Genomic DNA, 17,115 nt, shown 5'->3' with positions numbered 1-17,115 from the left:
CGCCCCGAATGCTACTCAGGCTCGGTCGGGCCTGCGGGCGAGGACGTCGAGCCAGACGTCGCCGAGGCGCCCGTCGGCGTGCCCGACCTCGAGCACCTCCCAGCCGGCCTCGGCCAGCGCCTCCCGGAGCGCGGGCTCGCGCCAGTAGACGAAGAGGCGGGGAGCCTCGATGTGACCGCGGTCGGTCCACTCCTCGCCGTCGCCCTCCTTCATCGACACGTGCAGCGCGCCGCCGGGGCGGGTCACCTCGGCGAGCCGGGCGAGCACCGTCCCGAGGTCGTCGCGGGCCACGTGCAGCAGCGTCGCCGAGGCCCAGACCGCGGCATAGGGGACGTCGGGGTGGACCGGGTCGCGCAGGTCGTCGGTCAGCGGGTCCAGGCAGGCCGCGGCGTACCCCTGCTTGCGCAGGTGCGCCACGAACCCTTCGCTGATGTCGGTGCGCCGCACCCGCACTCCCCCGGCTTCGAGGGCCTTCGCGTCGTGGCCCGGCCCGGTGCCGATCTCGAGCACGTGGTCGCCGGGCTCGAGCACGGCCAGGAACCTGTCCAGGACCGAGCGGTTCTCCTCGGAGAACGAGCTGCCCTGGACGTACGTCGCGACGCCGGCGTCGTAGGCGGCGACGGTCGCCCGCTTGGCGGCCGAGCGTACGTCCCACAGGTGGTGGACGACGTCGTGGAGGTGGTAGCGGCCCAGCGACTCGACGCTGAACACGTCGCCGTTGGACCGGGTCCCGCGGCGGCCCCACGCGTCCGGCGGGACCTTCTCGTAGATCGTCGCGATCTCGTCGGCGGCGTCCATCAGCTGCTCCGCGACGACAGCCGGGTCCTGGCCGGCGTAGTCGTCCTCGCGGGCGGTCACGTCCTGGTCCCAGTTGGCGAAGCGCGGCTCGTCCTCGGTCAGCATCTGCTGCAGCCGCTCGGCGAAGATGCGGTGCACGTCGCGTACGTGCGCTCCGTACTCCAGTGCCGACCACACCCCGGGACGGGGGCGTTCGCGGGCGTTGTCGGCGGCCAGGTAGATCTCCCAGTAGGTCGCGTTGTCCCGCACGATCTCGGGCAGCTGGTCCGCGGTCACGGCACCGGCGATGAAGCCACACTCCGGGCAGGGCCGGTCGAGCACCCAGGTCCAGTCCTTGGTGTCGGGCGTGATCGCTTCATATGTCATGAGGTCAATCTTGACGGCCCACCGGAAACCTCACGAGCGAGATCCTGCCTGTGAGACGCGACTTGCTGCCGCTCAGGTCAGCAGTAGGGAGTCGAGCCGGCGCCGCACGACGACGAGGCCGATGGCGCCGAACGCAAGGAGATAGACCACCGAGACCAGCGAGCCCCACGACGGCACCCCGAGCGTCAGCTCTCGACAGAGCACGACACCCCGGTAGAGCGGCGTGACCTCCACGATCCAGCGCAGCCACTCCGGATAGGCCGTGACCGGGAAGAAGGTCGCGCTGAACAGGAACATCGGCATCATCGCGAGGGTGACCTTCTCGAAGTCCTGCCAGGAGGTCATGTACGTCGTCAGGGCCATCCCGACAGCCCCGAAGGCCGACCCGATGAGCAGCGCCGCCGGGACCACGAGGAGCGCCCACCACGAGTGGACCAGGTCCATCGCGACCATGATCAGCAGGAACGCGGTCACGTAGATCCCGCTGCGCAGCTGGTTCCAGAGGATCTCGCCGACCGCGATGTCGACCGTACGCAGCGGGGTGGCCAGCATCTGGTCGTAGAGCTTGTTGTACTTCAGCTTGAAGAAGAAGTTGAACGTCGCATCGAGCAGCGACCCGTTCATCGCCGAGGCCGCGATCATCCCGGGCGCGACGAACTCGCGATAGTCGACCGGCTTCCCGGCGTACTCGAAGCCGACCACCATCGCACCCACGCCGATGCCGATCGAGAACAGGTAGAAGACCGGCTCCAGGAAGCCGGTGATGAAGACCAGCCAGGCGCGCCGGTAGACCAGGATGTTGCGCCACAGCAGCAGCCGGGCGGCCGCGCCGCCTCGCAGCGGCCGGGCGACGGTGGCGCCCACGGCGGCGGTGAAGAGCGCCATCTCAGGAGACCAGCCTCTCGCCAAGCCTGCGCACCGCGAGCCACCAGCACACGCCCGCGAGCAGCCCGAGATAGCCGACATGGACCGCGGCCAGCGCCCAGTCGATCTCGCCCAGCGCGAGCATCCGGGTCAGGTTGACCCCTTGCCACAGCGGCGAGGCCATCGCGACCTTCTCCAGCACCGGCCCGAGGTTGGCGACGGGGAAGAACGTGCCGGAGAACAGCGTCAGCGGGATCATCCCCAGCCGGAAGATCAGCGCGAAGGACTCCTCGCCCTTGATCGAGAGCGAGAACAGCAGCACCGGCGTCCCGAAGGCGAGCACGACCAGCCCCTGTACCAACCACGCCGTCAGCACGCCCCACCACGTCTCGAAGACCCCGAAAGGCGCCAGGACCAGCAGGAAGACCCCGCAGGCGAACAACGTACGCAGCATCAGGAAGCCCAGCTGGGCCAGCACGATGTGGGAGGCGGTGAGCGGCGAGGCGATCATCGAGAAGTAGATCCGCTGCCACTTGACCATCCCGTAGACCGGATAGGTCATCTCGGAGAAGGCGATCGTCATCGCGTGGGCGGCGACCATGCCCGGCGCGACGAACGCCAGATAGGAGTCGGCACCCTCGAGGGTGGCCGGATCGGCCTCCACGAACTCTCCGAGCAGCACGCCGAGTGCCAGCACGTAGAAGAAGGGCGTCACGAAGGTGGTGATCACCCCGCCCTTCCAGGTGCGCGCCAGGACGGTGAGCCAGTAGTCGCCCATCCGCAGGGCGCCGGAGACCAGCCCGGCGGGTGCCGTCGGCGGGGTCGCCGGTGCCGAGTCGGCGTAGTCGGTCATCAGTCCACCAGGGTCCGGCCGGTCAGGTGCAGGAAGACGTCCTCGAGCGAGGAGCGCCGCACGAGGGTGGCCACCGGCGACAGGTCGCGGCTGTGGACGGCCTCGATGACCGCCTCGCCGTCGTCGCTGTAGAGCAGCAGCCGGTCGGGCAGCACCTCGACCCGCTCAGCGAGGTCCTCGACCTTGGCCGCCAGCGCCTCGTGCTCACCGACGCCGAAGCGCAGCTCGGCGACCTCGCGCGTGGAGTGCTGCTGGATGAGTCCCAGCGGCGTCCCGTGGGCCACGATCCGGCCCTGGTCCATGACCACGAGCTCGTCGCAGAGCTGCTCGGCCTCGTCCATGTAGTGGGTGGTCAGCAGCAGGGTCACGCCCGCCTGCTTGAGCCGGAAGAGCCGGTCCCAGATGACGTGGCGGGCCTGGGGGTCCAGGCCGGTGGTCGGCTCGTCGAGCACCAGGATCTCGGGACGGTTGATCAGGCTCCGGGCGATCGTCAGCCGTCGCTTCATGCCGCCGGAGAGGTCGTCGACCTTGGCCTTGGCCTTGTCGGTGAGCTGGACGAAGTCGAGCAGCTCCTCGATCCGGCCCTTCACCTCGGCCCTCGGCAGCCCGAAGTAGCGCCCGTAGACGAAGAGGTTGTCGTAGACGTTGAGCTCGACGTCGAGGGTGTCCTCCTGCGGGCACACCCCGAGCCGCGCCTTGATCTTCGGCCCGTCCTTGGCCGGATCCATCCCGAAGACCCGCAGCTCTCCCCCGCTGGGCGGCGAGACACAGCAGATCATCCGCATCGTCGAGGACTTGCCGGCGCCGTTGGGGCCCAGGAAACCGAAGGCCACACCGGGGCGCACGGACACGTCGATGCCGCGTACCGCCTCGAAGTCGCCGAAGGACTTGCGCAGCCCGCGCGCCGAGATCATCAGGTCCTCACCCACGTCGGCAAAGACTAGATCAACCCTGCTGCCTCTGGCGCCGGTTGTAGTCGCGCATCCGCTGCGGTACGCCCACCACCGCGGCGTCGTAGGAGGGGACCTGGTGCTGGTTGGCGAACTTGTGCGCCCACTGCGCCGACGGCACTCGCCGCCGGGTCCACTCGCCGTCGTGCGCGACCAGCAGCAGAGTCACCTCGCTGACGACGGTGCGCGGCTCGACGAACCCCTCGACACCACGTCGGGTCGTCACGAACTGCTCGAGATGCTGCTGGTCGGTGGAGTCCGCGGCGCGCACCCTTGTGGATCCGGTGTAGCTCTCGCCCGTCGGACGGCTCATGCGCGTCCCGCGGCGTCGGAAGCGATCGAACAGGCTCACGCACCAATTGTGCATCCCGATGCCCAACGCCGTCAGCGATAACCAGTTGGGCGCCCACTCCGTGGTCGCCTATGTTGGTGCCTTTGACCCGTGCCCCCATCGAACCCTGCCGCTGACGGAGAAGCGATGAACCAGCCATGCCCGTAGACGACCTCGACGCGGAGCGCGCCCATCTGGCCGCCTCCCGGAACGATCTGGCCCGGATGCGGCGGAAGGTGGAGTCGCTGGACTCCTCCACGGCCGGCAACTGGGTCAGCGCCGAGATCCTCGACGCCACCCTCGCGCAACGCCTGGAGCAGCTCGCCGACGATCCGGACGTACCGCTCTTCTTCGGCCGGATCGACCGGACCGATGCCGTGGGAGGCGAGTCCTTCCACATCGGGCGGCGCCACATCTCCGACAGTGCGGGCGACCCGATGGTGGTCGACTGGCGGGCTCCGGTCAGCGTCCCGTTCTACCGGGCGTCGCGGACCGAGCCGATGGGGCTCGCGCGCAGGCGGCGCTACGGCTTCTCCCACGGGGAGCTGACGGCGTTCGAGGACGAGTCGCTGACCGAGGTGGGGGCCGGGGCCGGCCAGGAGCACTCGGCGATCCTGGAGGCCGAGATCGAGCGGCCGCGCGTAGGGCCGATGCGCGACATCGTGGCCACCATCCAGCCCGAGCAGGACGTCCTGGTCCGCGCCGACCTGTCCCAGACGATCGTCGTGCAGGGTGCGCCGGGGACGGGGAAGACGGCCGTGGGGCTGCACCGGGCCGCGTACCTGCTCTACGCGCACCGCGACCAGCTGACCCGGCGCGGGGTCCTGATCATCGGCCCCAACGCCTCGTTCCTGCGCTACATCCGCGACGTGCTTCCCGCCCTGGGTGAGGTCGAGGCCAAGCAGTCGACGATCGCTGAGCTGGTCAGCACCAACGGCGCCGTCCGCGCGGAGGAGCCCGCGCCGGTGGCGACGCTGAAGGGCGACGTACGCATGGCCGAGCTGCTTCACCGGGCGGTCTGGTCCCACGTCGGATCGCCGGAGGAGGCTCTGGTCGTCCCGCGCGGCTCGCGGCGGTGGCGGGTGCCGTCCTCAGAGGCGCGGGAGGCGCTGGAGGGGCTGCGCGCCAACGATCTCAGGTACGCGGCGGCCCGGGCCCTGCTCCCGCGCGCCCTGGCCCACCGGGTGCTGGTGCAGATGGAGCGCTCGGGCGACTCGCCCGACGACCGGGTGCACGACGCGGTGGCGCGGGCGAAGCCGGTCAAGGACTACGCCGCCGCGCTCTGGCCCGATCTGAAGCCCGCCCGGGTCCTGTTCCGGCTGTTCACAGACGCGGCCTGGCTGGCGGAGGTCGCCGACGGGCTCCTCTCCGAGACGGAGCAGGCGAGCCTGCTCTGGGAGAAGCCGCCGCGCTCGGCCGGCACCGCGCGCTGGTCGCTGGCCGACCTGGTGCTCCTCGACGAGATCGCCGACCTGCTCGAGCGGACTCCGTCGGTGGCTCACATCGTCGCCGACGAGGCCCAGGACCTCTCCGCGATGATGCTGCGCGCGCTCGGCCGCCGCTCGACCACGGGGTCGCTGACGATCCTGGGCGACCTCGCCCAGGCGACCACGCCGTGGGCCTCCTCGTCGTGGGCCTCCGCGCTGAAGCATCTCGGCAAGCCCGACGGCCACGTCGAGCAGCTGACCCGCGGTTTCCGCGTCCCCGCCGACGTGATCGCGTACGCGGCCCGCCTCCTCCCCCGCATCGCCCCCGACCTGGAGCCGCCGATCGCGGTGCGACGCACGCGCGGTGACCTGACGTTCACCAGCTCATCGGTCGTGGAGGCGCTCGGGGCTGCCCTGGAGCGGCCGGGGTCGGTGGGGCTGATCGTGCCCGACGCCGCGCTGGCGGCCGCCCGCGCCGAGCTGACCGAGGCCGGGCTCGCCTTCGCCGAGATCGGGGTGATGGCTGACGAGGAGACCGAGTTCGACGCCCATCTCGACCTCGTACCCGCCTCGCTGGCGAAGGGACTCGAGTTCGACCACGTGGTCGTCTCCGACCCGGTCGGGATCGTCGCCGGGGAACCCACCCGTGACACCGGCCTCCGCCGCCTCTACGTCTGCCTGACCCGCGCGGTCACCTCCCTGGTCGTACACCACGCCGACCTCCCCGGCGGCCTCCCCGAAGAACTCGGTGGCGTCCCGGAGCGGGTTGGTGCGAAGGTGGGCGCATGATCGACACCCGACCTGATCCGCTGGTGAAGGCCGAGTGGCCGCTGCACACCGAGCGCCTGGTGGTCCGCCGGATGGTGCCCGCCGACATCGAGCCGACGTGGGCCTTTCGCGGGCTTCCCGAGGTGGCTGAATGGGTGACGACCGCGTTCGCGGACCTCGAGGCCTACCGCAAGGTCTTCGAGCACCCCGACGTCATCGGACCCGCCCTGGTCATCGAGCGTGACGGCGTCATCGTCGGCGACCTCATGCTGCGGATCACCGACCCGTGGTCGCAGACCGAGGTCCGCGAGCGGGCCAACGGCACCCAGGCCGAGCTCGGCTGGACGATCGACCCTGCCCACCAGGGCAACGGCTACGCCACCGAGGCCGTACGTGCCGTGCTCGACGCCTGCTTCGGCCCCCTCGCCCTGCGCCGGGTCGTCGCGGAGTGCTTCGCCGACAACGAGGCCTCCTGGCGACTCATGGAGCGCCTCGGGATGCGGCGCGAGTCGCACACCGTCAAGGACTCTCTGCACCGCACCCGCGGCTGGCTCGACGGCCTCTCCTACGCGATCCTCGCCGAGGAGTGGGCCACCGTCAGTCGCTGAGGGCCGCCTCGATCGCGGCCTCGCAGTGCAGCCGGGTCGTCGGGAACAGCGGCACACCTGCGTACGTCTCGATCGGCAGCAGCAGCTCGATCTCGGTGCAGCCCAGGACGACGCCCTCGCAGCCGGCGGCGACGAGACGGTCGATGACCTCGAGGTACGCCTGCCGGGAGCTGTCCAGGAACGTCCCCAGGCACAGCTCCTCGTAGATGATCCGATGGACGGTCTCCTGGTCCGCCTCGGTGGGGACGGTGACCTCCAGTCCGTGGCCACGCAGCCGGTCGGCGTAGAACGGCTGCGACATCGTGAAGCCGGTCCCGAGGAGCCCCACCCGCCTGACGCCTGAGGCGTTGACCGCGGCCGCCGTCGTGTCACCGAGATGCAGGAACCGTTCCCCGTACGTCTCCTCCAGCGCCCCGGCCACCTTGTGCATCGTGTTGGTGGCCAGCACGATCACCTCGGCCCCGGCGTCGCTGAGCGTCGCCGCCTCCTCGGCGAGGCGCTCCCCCGCCCGCTCCCACTCGCCGGCGACCTGCATCTCCTCGATGTCGGCGAAGTCCACCGACCGTAGGAGCAGGTCCGCCGAGTGCAGCCCGCCGAGCCGCTTCGCGGTGATCTCGTTGAGCAGGCGGTAGTACTCCGCCGTCGACTCCCAGCTCATCCCGCCCAGCACGCCGATCCGTCGCATGCCACCTAGTTTCCCCTGGCGACCAACTTCCACGCTGCTCGTGGTCGGCCGCCCACATGGGCGTGGCTACTTCGGCGGGCTGTTTGGCCGCCGCAGGCTCAGTTGGGTACCGGCTTGGGGGCCGTGACTGTTGTGCGGGGAGGCCTGGTGCCTTGTGGATGCCTATGGCAGTGGGCGTGACCTTGTGAATGGATCACAAGCGGCCGGGGCTTTGGTGGCGTCGGGTTCGGTGCGGGCTGGGTCACGAGTTCCCCACTCGCCGGAAGAGTGCCCCACGGGTGCGAGCATTCCCCATCCTCCGGAGCGTGGGGGGCCTTCGCTGCAGTGGGGAAGTGTCCCTGCCAGCAGGGAGATGGCGAGTGTGGAGTCGCGAAAGGGTGGCCGGGCCGATCATGTGGGCACCGGACCGGCGGCGTCAGCGAGAGCTGAGACCGGTCGACGGCCGTGTGTCGTGTGTCGTCAGGCCCGAGGGGCACGGCCCGGTGTCGTGGTTTCTCACCAGCCGGTTAGGAGCGGCGGGTGAACCGGATGGTGCCATCCGGTAGTCGCTCATGGAGGTACGCCGGGGCGTGGGCCAGACGGTGATGGTGTGAACACAACAAGGCCCCGTCCTTCAGGTTGGTCTTCCCGCCCGCAGCCCAGGGGTTGAGATGGTGGGCGTCGCACCATTCGGGTGGCATGTCGCACCCTTCGGCTTGGCAGCACTTGGCCTGCAGCCGGAGTGCCTTGCGCTGGATCGGTTGGAAGAACCTGCTGGCTCGGCCGGCGTCAAGGACCTCACCCTCGCTGCCCAACACCCACGGGATGATGGTCGCATTGCAGGCCATCCGCCGGGCCTCGGCGGCGGTGATGGTGGTGCCGTTGGTCTCGTCGTAGCCCAGCGTGGCGGTGCCGAGGTCCTTGCGGAGCTCCTCGAGCGAGATCACCACGTTGATGGTGGTGGCGTCGCCACCGTGGCGGGGCAGGCTGGCCGGATCGAGGGTATCCAGCAGCCGCGAGAACCCCTGCCCCATCAACCGCTCCCACGGCGGCAGCGCCGCGCCCTTCTCGACCAGTTGTTGTTTGCGGGGTTGGGCGTAGGCCTCGACCAGCCGCTTGAACCTCATCCCGACCGAGACCGGCAGCACGCCGTCGAACCCGACGGTGCCGTCGTGGTTGTCCCAGACCCGGAGTGCGGTCTTCTGCTGGGCGCGTTCTTCTTCGGCGAGGAGGGCTTGGGCTTCGGCGTCGTCGAACCTGGCCGGGTCGATCTCGACCAGGATCTTCCGACCGACGATCGCTAACTCGTTCGCGGTGAGCCGGGTGGCGTAGTCGACCAGGAGTTTCTCGGCCAAGACCAGGTCCTCTGTGGTGGCGACCGGGTCGGCCTCGATCTTGTCCAACGCCGTCGTGATCACGCGGGCCTTGTCCTGGGAGACGACACCGGCGGCAAGGCCATCAGCAACGACCTCGTATTTGGCAATCTTGGTGGCGAGCTTGATCTGCGACCGGGCCACCGCCTTGTCGACCAAGAGCTCGGCACGCATCCAAGCGGAGGCGTCCTTGTCGCCGGTCTCTTCGGCGATATCGCCAGATGACGCGAGCACTCGGAGCTTCAACGCGGCCTGCTGGGTCTGGATGGTCTCCAGACGGGCCAGCAGGTCCTTCTTGGTCGAGGTCCACCAATAGGCGGGGTCGCTGGCGAGCAGGTCGTGGAGGGAGGACTCGATGGCAGCAAGAGCTGTGTCGATCGCATCACCGGGGTTGTTTCCCCAGTGGTCGACGTCGCGCTCGAGACTCATCGTGATCCCTCCCCTCAGAGGTGTGTCGTGATGGGTCTGATTCTACGCCCGCAAGGGGATACCTAGCCACCTATAGGTGCAGGTCAGAGGCAAGTTTCGCGGTGAGCGAACGACGTCGCTTCTCTGGATGGTACAAGATGAGATGGGCGCCGTAGTGGCCCGAAGGGCCACCCCTCCACCCCTACAAGCCCCACTGGTCCCAGCAAGAGCCCCTCCGCGCCACACCCGGGCCGCCGCCCGATAGCCAGCCAAATCTTTTCTCGATCTGGTCCGGAGTCCAGGACCGCGAAGCGGCCGGCGAAGCCGGCGCCCGCAGGGCGTCCTTGACGCCGGACCAGATCGAGAACACCCTCCAGAAAGGGTCGGCGGCCCCCGGTCCCCCGAAGAAACAGTCCCCGACAACCGCCAGAACGAACTCAACAAGGTCGAAACACCACGACCAGACCCGGAAGCGACCGTGTTGGTCTCGACACGCTCGCTGGCGCTCGCGGCTCGACCAGCGGGGGACCAGGGGCTCGACCGCGGAGGGGCACCAGAGGCTCGACCAGCAGAGGCAGCAGCGGCTCGACCAGCGGGGGGACGGCTCAACCAGCGGCGAGACAGATGCGCCGACTCGAGGGCAAGGTCGCGCGACAAGATGAGATGGGCGCCGTACGGTCGAAAGCATGGGCATCTCACTCGACGACCGCCAAGAGTTCCTCACCCAACCCCTGATCGCAGCCCTCTCAGTGGCCCGGCAGAACGGAAGAGCACCCCTGACAGTCCCGATCTGGTACGACTACACCCCCGGCGGCGACGCATGGATCGTCACGGGAAAGGACTCCCTGAAGACCAGACTGATCCGCGAAGCAGGACGCTGCACGCTGATGGTCGAACGCCTCGAGCCGACGGTCAGGTACGTCTCGATCGAGGGACCCGTGCAGATCGCGGATGCCGCCGAGGGCGAAGCAGAGGCGATGGCACGACGGTACCTGCCTCCCCAGGCAGCCGAGGCGTACCTGGCGCAGGCGGCGAGCTTTCCGCCCGAGGTGACGATCCGGCTGACGCCGGAGCACTGGATCTCCGCCGACCTCGGCGCGCTGTGACCTCGCCGTAGAGGAAGGCTCACCGAGCCACGAGCTGACCCTCCTCGGTCAGCTGCCGCCGGACCGCGAGGGCAGCGGCCCGGCCGGCACGGCTGGCTCCGATGGTGCTGGCCGAGGGGCCGTAGCCGACGAGCTGGACGCGCGGGTCGTACGCAGCGGTGACGGCGGTCTGGACGTCGGCGGACTCGCGCAGCAGCGGGATCCCTCCGTGGGAGCTCCGCAGATGGAGCGGCGCGAGGTGGGTGACGGCGGGCCGGAAGCCGGTGGCCCACAGGATCGCGTCGACGGGCTCGAACGCACCAGACGACCATCGCAGCCCGGACGGCTCGATCCGCGAGAAGATCGGCAGCCGGCGCTCGTAGACCCCGAGCCGCGCGGCCTCCTGCTCCTGCGGACGCAGCGAGAGTCCGGTGACGCTGACGACGCTCGCCGGTGGCAGCCCTGCCTCGACCCGCTCAGCCACCAAGCTCACCGCCTCCCGCCCACGCGATGCGTCGAAGTCGGCGCGCCAGACCGGCTCACGCCGGGTCACCCAGAGCACATCGGTGATCGGTGCCAGCTCGCCGAGGAACTGCACCGCCGAGGCTCCCCCACCGACGACGGCGACGCGCTTGCCCCGGAAGTGAGCAGCACCCGGATAGTCGTGGGTGTGCACCTGCTCCCCGAGGAAGGTCGCGGCCCCCGGGTAGTGCGGGACGAACGGCCGCGTCCAGGTCCCGGTCGCGTTGACCAGCGTACGAGTGAACCAGGTGCGACCGTCGGCAGCATGCACCGCCAGCAGGTCGCCGACCGAGGTCACCGACTTCACCGAGACCGGCCGCTCGACCGGAAGCGAGTGCAGCGACTCGTAGAGACCGAACCAGCCCGGCACCGCGACGTTGGCGCGCTCGCCGGACTCCCCCGGCGCCCGCCCGTCCGGCAGGTCGGCGACGCCGTGCACGTCGTGCATGGTGAGCGAGTCCCAGCGGTGCTGCCAGGCGCCACCGGGGCGCCGCTCGGCGTCGAGCACGACGTGGCGTACGCCCAGCCGGCTGAGGTGGTAGGAAGCCGACAGACCGGCCTGACCGGCACCGATCACCACTGATTCGTAGCTCTCCACGCACACCTCAACAACGCACGATGCCCATCCATGCCCGCCGATCGGCTGCGGGAACATGTTCTAGTTGACTACCCTCAGCAGAGTCACTCGGGACCGGGAGGTCGGACACGATGGATCAGGCACCATGACAGCGACCGAGGCGCTTCGAGAGGTCCCACGACTCGTGCCCGGCGACCGCGGCCTCCCCTGGGTCGGCCGGCTGCTGGACTACTCGCGCGACCCGGTCGGCTTCTACCGGCACCAGTGGGAGACGTACGGCCCGGTCTCGCCGTTCTTCCGTGCCGGCGAGACCGGGGTGGTCGTGCTCGGCCCCGACGCGTGCGAGGCAGTGCTGCGCAACAAGGAGAAGGCGTACGCCAACGGGCCGGCCTGGGGACAGATCGTCGGCCCCTTCTTCGACCGTGGCCTGATGCTGCTCGACCTCGACGAGCACCACGCCCATCGCCGCATCATGCAGGAGGCCTTCACCCGGGACCGGCTCGCCACCTACACGACCGCGATGCACCCGGCGATCGCACGTGGCATGCGCGGCTGGGCCCACACTCCGGCGTTCCAGGCCTACCCGCGACTCAAGCAGCTCACCCTCGACATCGCCGCGGACATCTTCATGGGTGGGGCCTCCGAGACCAGCCGTGCCGAGATGGACCGGGTCAACAAGGCGTTCATCGCCTGCGTGCAGGCGGCCCCCGGGGTCGTACGTGCCGATGTGCCGCTGACCCGCTGGGGCAGGGCTTTCCGTGGACGGAAGGTGCTCGAGGGGTTCCTGCGCCACTACCTTCCCGCCAAACGCGCGAAGCAGAGCGACGACATCTTCTCGGTGCTGTGCCACATCGAGACCGACGACGGCGAGCGGTTCAGCGACGAGGACGTCGTCAACCACATGATCTTCCTGATGATGGCCGCCCACGACACCTCGACCATCACCACCTCGACGATGCTGCAGTACCTCGGCCAGCATCCGCAGTGGCAGCAGCGCTGCCGCGCGGAGTCGCTTGCACTCGGGCCGGCTCCGACCATGCCCGAGCTCGAGAGCCTGCAGAGCCTCGACCTGGTGATGAAGGAGGCGCTGCGGCTGCGTGCCCCGGTGCCGGCGCTGATCCGGCGTACGGTCAAGGAGACCCGCCTCCTCGGCGTCCGCATCCCCGCCGACACCGGCGTGATGGTCGGGGTCCAGTTCAGCCACATGATGGAGGACTACTGGACCAACCCGACCGTGTTCGACCCCGAGCGGTTCGCGCCGCATCGGCGCGAGGACAAGAGCCACCGCATGGCGTGGGAGCCGTTCGGCGGCGGGGTGCACAAGTGCATCGGTCTCTACTTCGCCGGCCTGGAGGTCAAGTCCATCCTGCACCGGCTCCTGCGCGAGTACCGGTGGAGCGTCTCCCCCGGCTACCGCGCCCCTCTCGACAACAGTTCGCTGCCGTTCCCGAAGGACGGCAACCCCATCCACCTGACCCGGATCTGAGGAGATCGATGACCACGAAGACAACCGAGACCGAGAGCGTACGTCCCGGATGGGTCGACGACGCACGCCTCGCCTCCTGGACCCGGTGGGTCTCGGCCCCGGTCTCCGGAGGGGACGGCACGCTGACCGCGACCGCGCCGTACGACGCGATGCCGACCGCTCCGGTGCCCTCGGTGACCGCCGCGGACGTCGCTGAGGCCGCGGCCGCGGCGCGGGCGGCCCAGCCCGACTGGGCCACGCTCGACTTCTCGGACCGTGCCGAGGTCATGCTCCGCTTCCACGACCTGCTGGTCGAGCGCCAGGACGAGGTGCTCGACCTGATCCAGTGGGAGATGGGCAAGGCCCGCTACCACGCCTGGCAGGAGATTCTCCAGGTCGGCACCATCGCCCGCCACTACGCCCGGCGCGGCCAGACGTACCTGGCCGACAAGCGCGTGCGCGGGGCCATCCCCGGCATCACCTCCGTGAAGGAGGTGCGGGTGCCGAAGCAGGTCGTCGGGATCATCTCGCCGTGGAACTACCCGCTCTACCTCGGGGTCGGCGACGCCATCCCGGCCCTGCTCGCCGGAGCGGCCGTGATCAGCAAGGCCGACCCGCAGGCGCCGCTGACGCTGCTGTGGGCGAGGGCGCTGATGGCCGAGGCGGGGCTGCCCGAGCACGTCTGGCAGGTCGTGACCGGGCCGGGAGCGGCCACAGGTGAGGCGGTCATCGACAACGTCGACTACGTCGCCTTCACCGGCTCGACGGCCACCGGACGGATCGTGGCCCAGCGCGCCGCGGGCCGGTTGATCGGCGCCTCGCTCGAGCTCGGCGGGAAGAACCCGCTCATCGTCCGCCGCGACGCCGACCTCGCCCAGGCCGCTCGCGGCACGGTGATGGCGGCCTTCGCCAACACCGGCCAGATGTGCGTCCACATCGAGCGCGTGGTGGTGCACGAGGCCGTCTACGACGCCTTCCGCCAGGCGCTGGTCGCCGAGACCGAGAGCCAGGTGGTCGGGCAGAGCTTCGACTACTCGGCCGACGTCGGGTCGCTGGCCTCCCAGGCGCAGCTCGACAAGGTCACCGCCCACGTCGCCGACGCGGTGGCGAAGGGCGCGACCGTGCTGGCCGGTGGCGAGCCGCTCGCCGAGGTGGGTCCGTACGCCTTCGCCCCGACCGTCCTGGAGGGCGTCACCGACGAGATGGACCTGTGCCTGGGCGAGACCTTCGGGCCGGTCCTCGCGCTCTACCGCGCGAACAGCGACGAGGAGGCGGTCCGGATCGCCAACCAGGGCGAGGCCGGGCTCTCGGCGAGCGTGTTCAGCAAGAACGTGCGCGAGGCCGACATGATCGCTCGCCGGATCCGCGCGGGCGCGGTGAACATCAACGACGGCGCCGCCCTGGCCGCCGGGAGCATCGAGGCCGGGATGGGTGGCATGGGATCGAGCGGGCTCGGTCGCCGCCACGGCGCCGACGGGATCCGGAAGTTCACCGACGCCCAGACCCTCGCGGCCTCCCGGATGGGCCCGGTCGGGCCGTTCAAGGGGCAGACGGTCGAGAAGTTCGTCGCGCTGGGCAACGGGCAGCTCAAGGCGCTGCGGAAGCTGGGGCTGCGATGACCGAGACGCGGATGAGCGCGCTTCCGGGCCGGCACAACCTGGCGGTGCTGGCCGAGGAGTCCTACGCCCGTCACGGCGACCACCCGATGGTCTTCTTCGAGGGCACCTGGCACTCCTCCGCCGAGATCGCCGAGCGGTCCGCGCGGGTCGCCGGCGGCCTGGGCAAGCTCGGGATCGAGCCCGGTGACCGGGTCGTGGTGCTCACCATGAACACCCCGGAGGTCTTCGTCAGCTATCGCGCCCTGTGGCGCCTCGGCGCGGTCGTGACGCCGGTGATCTTCCTGCAGACCCCGCCCGAGCTGCGCCACATCCTGGAGGACTCCGGGGCCACGGCGGCCATCGTCACGCCCGAGCTGCTGCCGCTGATCCAGGCGGCCTCGGAAGGTCTCGAGCTCACCGTCATCGTCGCCGGGGACCCAGCTCATGACACAGCCGAGGGAACCGATGCGGTGGCGTACGAGAGCCTGGAGAGCGCCGCCCCGATCGACATCGCCCCTCGCGGTGACGACGACCTCGCCGCGCTGCTCTACACCGGCGGCACCACCGGACGGGCCAAGGGCGTGATGCTGAGCCACCGCGGGCTGTGGGAGTCCGGGCACGCCCTCAGCCGGGTCGGGGAGAGCCAGGGCACGACACGGTGGCTGCTGCCGCTGCCGCTCTCCCATGCGTACGGCCTGATCGTGGTGATCAGCGGCATGCACTCCTCGCGCCGGCAGAGCTCGGTGCTGCAGCGGTGGTTCGACGCCAAGGGCTGGCTCGAGCTCGCCCAGGAGCACCGGGTGGAGTCGAGCACGGTGGTGCCCTCGATGCTGCAGATGCTGCTCGACCAGCCCTACCAGGACTACGACCTGAGCTCGCTGCGCTCCTTCGGCAGCGGTGGCGCACCGCTGCTGCCGGCGCTGCGGGAGAAGACCGAGGAGGCCTTCGGGGTGACCATCCTGGAGGGCTACGGCTGCACCGAGTCGAGCGCGGTGATCGCCGCCTCGACCGTCGAGGAGTCGCGGCCCGGCAGCGTCGGCAAGCCGCTCTCGCACGCCGAGGTGATCATCGCCGGCCCCGACGGTTCACCCGTCCCCACGGGCGAGGAGGGCGAGATCTGGGTGCGTGGTCCCGGGGTGATGCAGGGCTACTGGAACGACCCGGCGCAGACCGCGGCGACCGTCGTCGACGGCTGGCTGCACACTGGCGACATCGGCCACTTCGACGCCGACGGCTATCTCTACGTCGACGACCGGATCAAGGACCTGATCATCCGGGGCGGGTTCAACGTCTTCCCCCGCGACGTCGAGGACGCGCTGCTCGCCCACGAGGCCGTCACCGCCGCCGCGGTGGTCGGCCGCCCGGACGCTCAGAGGGGCGAGGAGGTGGTCGCGGCCGTCGCTCTCCATCCCGGCGCACGCACCACCCCCGAGGAGCTGATCGCCTTCGTCAAGACGCGGCTCGCGCCGCACAAGTACCCCCGCGAGGTGCTGATCCTGGACGCCATCCCCGTCACCAGCGTGGGCAAGACCGACAGAAAAGCCGTACGCAGCATGGTCCGCACCGCCGAAGGAGAGTCATGACACGCCAGATCGAGGGAACCTCCGTCATCGTCACCGGAGGCGCCCGGGGCATCGGCCGCGCCACGGTCGAGCGGCTGGCCCGTGCGGGGGCGTCGGTCGCCGTCGGCGACCTGGACCCGGACCTGCTGGAGGATGTGACCGCCGAGTTCGGGTCGCGGGTCGTGGCCGCACATCTCGACGTCACCGACCCCGCATCCTGGCGTGCGTTCCTCGAGTCGGTCGCCGACCTCGGGCCGTGGGACGTGCTGGTCAACAACGCCGGGATCATGCCGCTCGGGTCGGTCCTGAAGGAGGAGGACGCGCTCACCCGGGCGATCTTCGAGGTCAACGTGCACGGCCCGATCAACGGGATCAAGGCGGTCGCACCGGCCATGGTCGATCGAGGGCAGGGTCACATCGTCAACGTCGCCTCGGCAGTCGGGCGGGTGCCGGTGCCGGACGCGGCGACCTACTCGGCCTCGAAGTTCGCCGTCGTCGGCTTCTCGGAGGCGCTGCGGATGGAGCTGGCACCGTCCGGGGTCGATGTCTCGCTGATCCTGCCGGCGGTGGTGCAGACCGAGCTGGCCGATGGAGTGCCACAGGCGAAGGGGATGAAGCCGGTCACTCCCGAGGACGTCGCCGCCGCGATCGAGTCGGTCATCCGCGAGCCGCGGCCCGAGGTCTGGGTGCCCAACTGGGCCCAGACCCTGACCAAGATCACCCAGGCGATGCCGCGCCGGTTCCAGGACTTCGTCGACCGGGCCACCAACGCCTCGCAGCTGCTCGCGGGCGTCGATCCGGCGGCGCGGGCGGCCTACGAGGAGCGGGTGCGGCGGAACGTACGGTAGGCGGGGTCGGCCGCCGGATTGGCCCAGGAGACGGGGGCCGGATTGGCC

15 protein-coding genes are annotated in these 17,115 nt (G+C 70.1%); 7 read left to right on the top strand and 8 right to left on the bottom strand.

Annotated features, from left to right (window positions below; all coding sequences use genetic code 11):
* Positions 1 to 15: 15 nt before the first annotated feature.
* The 5 genes from BLT25_RS00550 to BLT25_RS00530 form a co-directional block, all read right to left on the bottom strand.
* The gene (locus tag BLT25_RS00550; RefSeq protein ID WP_091040920.1) at positions 16 to 1,164 is read right to left on the bottom strand and encodes a methyltransferase domain-containing protein; all 1,149 of its coding nucleotides are present in this window, start codon (positions 1,162 to 1,164) and stop codon (positions 16 to 18) included.
* A gap of 72 nt (positions 1,165 to 1,236) precedes the next feature.
* The gene (locus BLT25_RS00545; protein ID WP_091040918.1) at positions 1,237 to 2,049 is read right to left on the bottom strand and encodes an ABC transporter permease; all 813 of its coding nucleotides are present in this window, start codon (positions 2,047 to 2,049) and stop codon (positions 1,237 to 1,239) included.
* Position 2,050: 1 nt separating this feature from the next.
* Entirely contained in the window at positions 2,051 to 2,881 is an 831-nt protein-coding gene (locus BLT25_RS00540; protein ID WP_091040916.1) for an ABC transporter permease, read from the bottom strand.
* Positions 2,881 to 3,795, bottom strand: a complete 915-nt coding sequence (locus BLT25_RS00535; protein ID WP_091042336.1) for an ABC transporter ATP-binding protein — start codon at positions 3,793 to 3,795, stop codon at positions 2,881 to 2,883. The genes BLT25_RS00540 and BLT25_RS00535 overlap by 1 nt, the downstream gene beginning before the upstream one ends.
* Before the next feature lie 31 nt (positions 3,796 to 3,826).
* Positions 3,827 to 4,144, bottom strand: a complete 318-nt coding sequence (locus BLT25_RS00530) for a hypothetical protein (RefSeq protein ID WP_091040914.1) — start codon at positions 4,142 to 4,144, stop codon at positions 3,827 to 3,829.
* Positions 4,145 to 4,320: 176 nt separating this feature from the next.
* Here BLT25_RS00530 and BLT25_RS00525 point away from each other — a divergent pair, with 176 nt between their 5' ends.
* Both BLT25_RS00525 and BLT25_RS00520 read left to right on the top strand, forming a co-directional pair.
* The gene (locus tag BLT25_RS00525; protein WP_091040912.1) at positions 4,321 to 6,378 is read left to right on the top strand and encodes a HelD family protein; all 2,058 of its coding nucleotides are present in this window, start codon (positions 4,321 to 4,323) and stop codon (positions 6,376 to 6,378) included.
* On the top strand, positions 6,375 to 6,965 hold the full coding sequence (locus tag BLT25_RS00520) for a GNAT family N-acetyltransferase (RefSeq protein WP_091040910.1): 591 nt from the start codon (positions 6,375 to 6,377) through the stop codon (positions 6,963 to 6,965). The genes BLT25_RS00525 and BLT25_RS00520 overlap by 4 nt, the downstream gene beginning before the upstream one ends.
* Here the strand turns inward: BLT25_RS00520 and BLT25_RS00515 are convergent.
* Together BLT25_RS00515 and BLT25_RS00510 are read right to left on the bottom strand one after the other, a co-directional pair.
* Positions 6,955 to 7,650 (bottom strand): aspartate/glutamate racemase family protein, encoded by a 696-nt coding sequence (locus BLT25_RS00515; RefSeq protein WP_091040908.1) that lies wholly within the window; start codon positions 7,648 to 7,650, stop codon positions 6,955 to 6,957. The genes BLT25_RS00520 and BLT25_RS00515 overlap by 11 nt on opposite strands.
* Positions 7,651 to 8,156: 506 nt before the next feature.
* Positions 8,157 to 9,431, bottom strand: a complete 1,275-nt coding sequence (locus BLT25_RS00510; protein WP_091040905.1) for an HNH endonuclease signature motif containing protein — start codon at positions 9,429 to 9,431, stop codon at positions 8,157 to 8,159.
* 665 nt (positions 9,432 to 10,096) lie between these two features.
* On the opposite strand from BLT25_RS00510, the gene BLT25_RS00505 reads away from it, so the two are divergent.
* Entirely contained in the window at positions 10,097 to 10,516 is a 420-nt protein-coding gene (locus tag BLT25_RS00505) for a pyridoxamine 5'-phosphate oxidase family protein (protein WP_091040902.1), read from the top strand.
* A 19-nt stretch (positions 10,517 to 10,535) separates the two neighbouring features.
* Here the strand turns inward: BLT25_RS00505 and BLT25_RS00500 are convergent, their stop codons facing one another.
* Positions 10,536 to 11,615 carry an NAD(P)-binding domain-containing protein gene (locus tag BLT25_RS00500; RefSeq protein ID WP_091040899.1) on the bottom strand — a complete coding sequence of 360 codons (1,080 nt, stop codon included), beginning with the start codon at positions 11,613 to 11,615 and terminating at the stop codon, positions 10,536 to 10,538.
* A gap of 124 nt (positions 11,616 to 11,739) precedes the next feature.
* On the opposite strand from BLT25_RS00500, the gene BLT25_RS00495 reads away from it, so the two are divergent.
* The 4 genes from BLT25_RS00495 to BLT25_RS00480 are packed head-to-tail and all read left to right on the top strand — an operon-like array spanning position 11,740 to position 17,067.
* Entirely contained in the window at positions 11,740 to 13,080 is a 1,341-nt protein-coding gene (locus BLT25_RS00495) for a cytochrome P450 (protein WP_091040897.1), read from the top strand.
* Between the two features lie 8 nt (positions 13,081 to 13,088).
* Positions 13,089 to 14,678 (top strand): succinic semialdehyde dehydrogenase, encoded by a 1,590-nt coding sequence (locus BLT25_RS00490; protein WP_091040895.1) that lies wholly within the window; start codon positions 13,089 to 13,091, stop codon positions 14,676 to 14,678.
* Positions 14,675 to 16,240 carry a class I adenylate-forming enzyme family protein gene (locus tag BLT25_RS00485; protein ID WP_256328382.1) on the top strand — a complete coding sequence of 522 codons (1,566 nt, stop codon included), beginning with the start codon at positions 14,675 to 14,677 and terminating at the stop codon, positions 16,238 to 16,240. The genes BLT25_RS00490 and BLT25_RS00485 overlap by 4 nt, the downstream gene beginning before the upstream one ends.
* Positions 16,237 to 17,067: an SDR family oxidoreductase gene (locus BLT25_RS00480; RefSeq protein ID WP_091040893.1), complete on the top strand. Its 831-nt coding sequence runs from the start codon at positions 16,237 to 16,239 to the stop codon at positions 17,065 to 17,067. The genes BLT25_RS00485 and BLT25_RS00480 overlap by 4 nt, the downstream gene beginning before the upstream one ends.
* Positions 17,068 to 17,115: the final 48 nt, after the last annotated feature.

The sequence above is a fragment of the Nocardioides sp. YR527 genome (genome assembly GCF_900101045.1).
Taxonomy (GTDB): domain Bacteria; phylum Actinomycetota; class Actinomycetes; order Propionibacteriales; family Nocardioidaceae; genus Nocardioides.
The sequence above is the reverse complement of the archived record's forward strand: the minus strand, read 5'-3'. Positions and strand labels throughout refer to the sequence as shown.

Bases quoted from the DNA above. Each gene is read 5' to 3' on its own strand.
- BLT25_RS00505 (WP_091040902.1), top strand. From the start codon at position 10,097: ATGGGCATCTCACTCGACGACCGCCAAGAGTTCCTCACCCAACCCCTG.
- BLT25_RS00525 (WP_091040912.1), top strand. From the start codon at position 4,321: ATGCCCGTAGACGACCTCGACGCGGAGCGCGCCCATCTGGCCGCCTCC.
- BLT25_RS00495 (WP_091040897.1), top strand. From the start codon at position 11,740: ATGACAGCGACCGAGGCGCTTCGAGAGGTCCCACGACTCGTGCCCGGC.
- BLT25_RS00540 (WP_091040916.1), bottom strand. From the start codon at position 2,881: ATGACCGACTACGCCGACTCGGCACCGGCGACCCCGCCGACGGCACCC.
- BLT25_RS00490 (WP_091040895.1), top strand. From the start codon at position 13,089: ATGACCACGAAGACAACCGAGACCGAGAGCGTACGTCCCGGATGGGTC.
- BLT25_RS00480 (WP_091040893.1), top strand. From the start codon at position 16,237: ATGACACGCCAGATCGAGGGAACCTCCGTCATCGTCACCGGAGGCGCC.
- BLT25_RS00510 (WP_091040905.1), bottom strand. From the start codon at position 9,431: ATGAGTCTCGAGCGCGACGTCGACCACTGGGGAAACAACCCCGGTGAT.
- BLT25_RS00550 (WP_091040920.1), bottom strand. From the start codon at position 1,164: ATGACATATGAAGCGATCACGCCCGACACCAAGGACTGGACCTGGGTG.
- BLT25_RS00535 (WP_091042336.1), bottom strand. From the start codon at position 3,795: ATGATCTCGGCGCGCGGGCTGCGCAAGTCCTTCGGCGACTTCGAGGCG.
- BLT25_RS00485 (WP_256328382.1), top strand. From the start codon at position 14,675: ATGACCGAGACGCGGATGAGCGCGCTTCCGGGCCGGCACAACCTGGCG.
- BLT25_RS00545 (WP_091040918.1), bottom strand. From the start codon at position 2,049: ATGGCGCTCTTCACCGCCGCCGTGGGCGCCACCGTCGCCCGGCCGCTG.
- BLT25_RS00530 (WP_091040914.1), bottom strand. From the start codon at position 4,144: ATGAGCCGTCCGACGGGCGAGAGCTACACCGGATCCACAAGGGTGCGC.
- BLT25_RS00515 (WP_091040908.1), bottom strand. From the start codon at position 7,650: ATGCGACGGATCGGCGTGCTGGGCGGGATGAGCTGGGAGTCGACGGCG.
- BLT25_RS00520 (WP_091040910.1), top strand. From the start codon at position 6,375: ATGATCGACACCCGACCTGATCCGCTGGTGAAGGCCGAGTGGCCGCTG.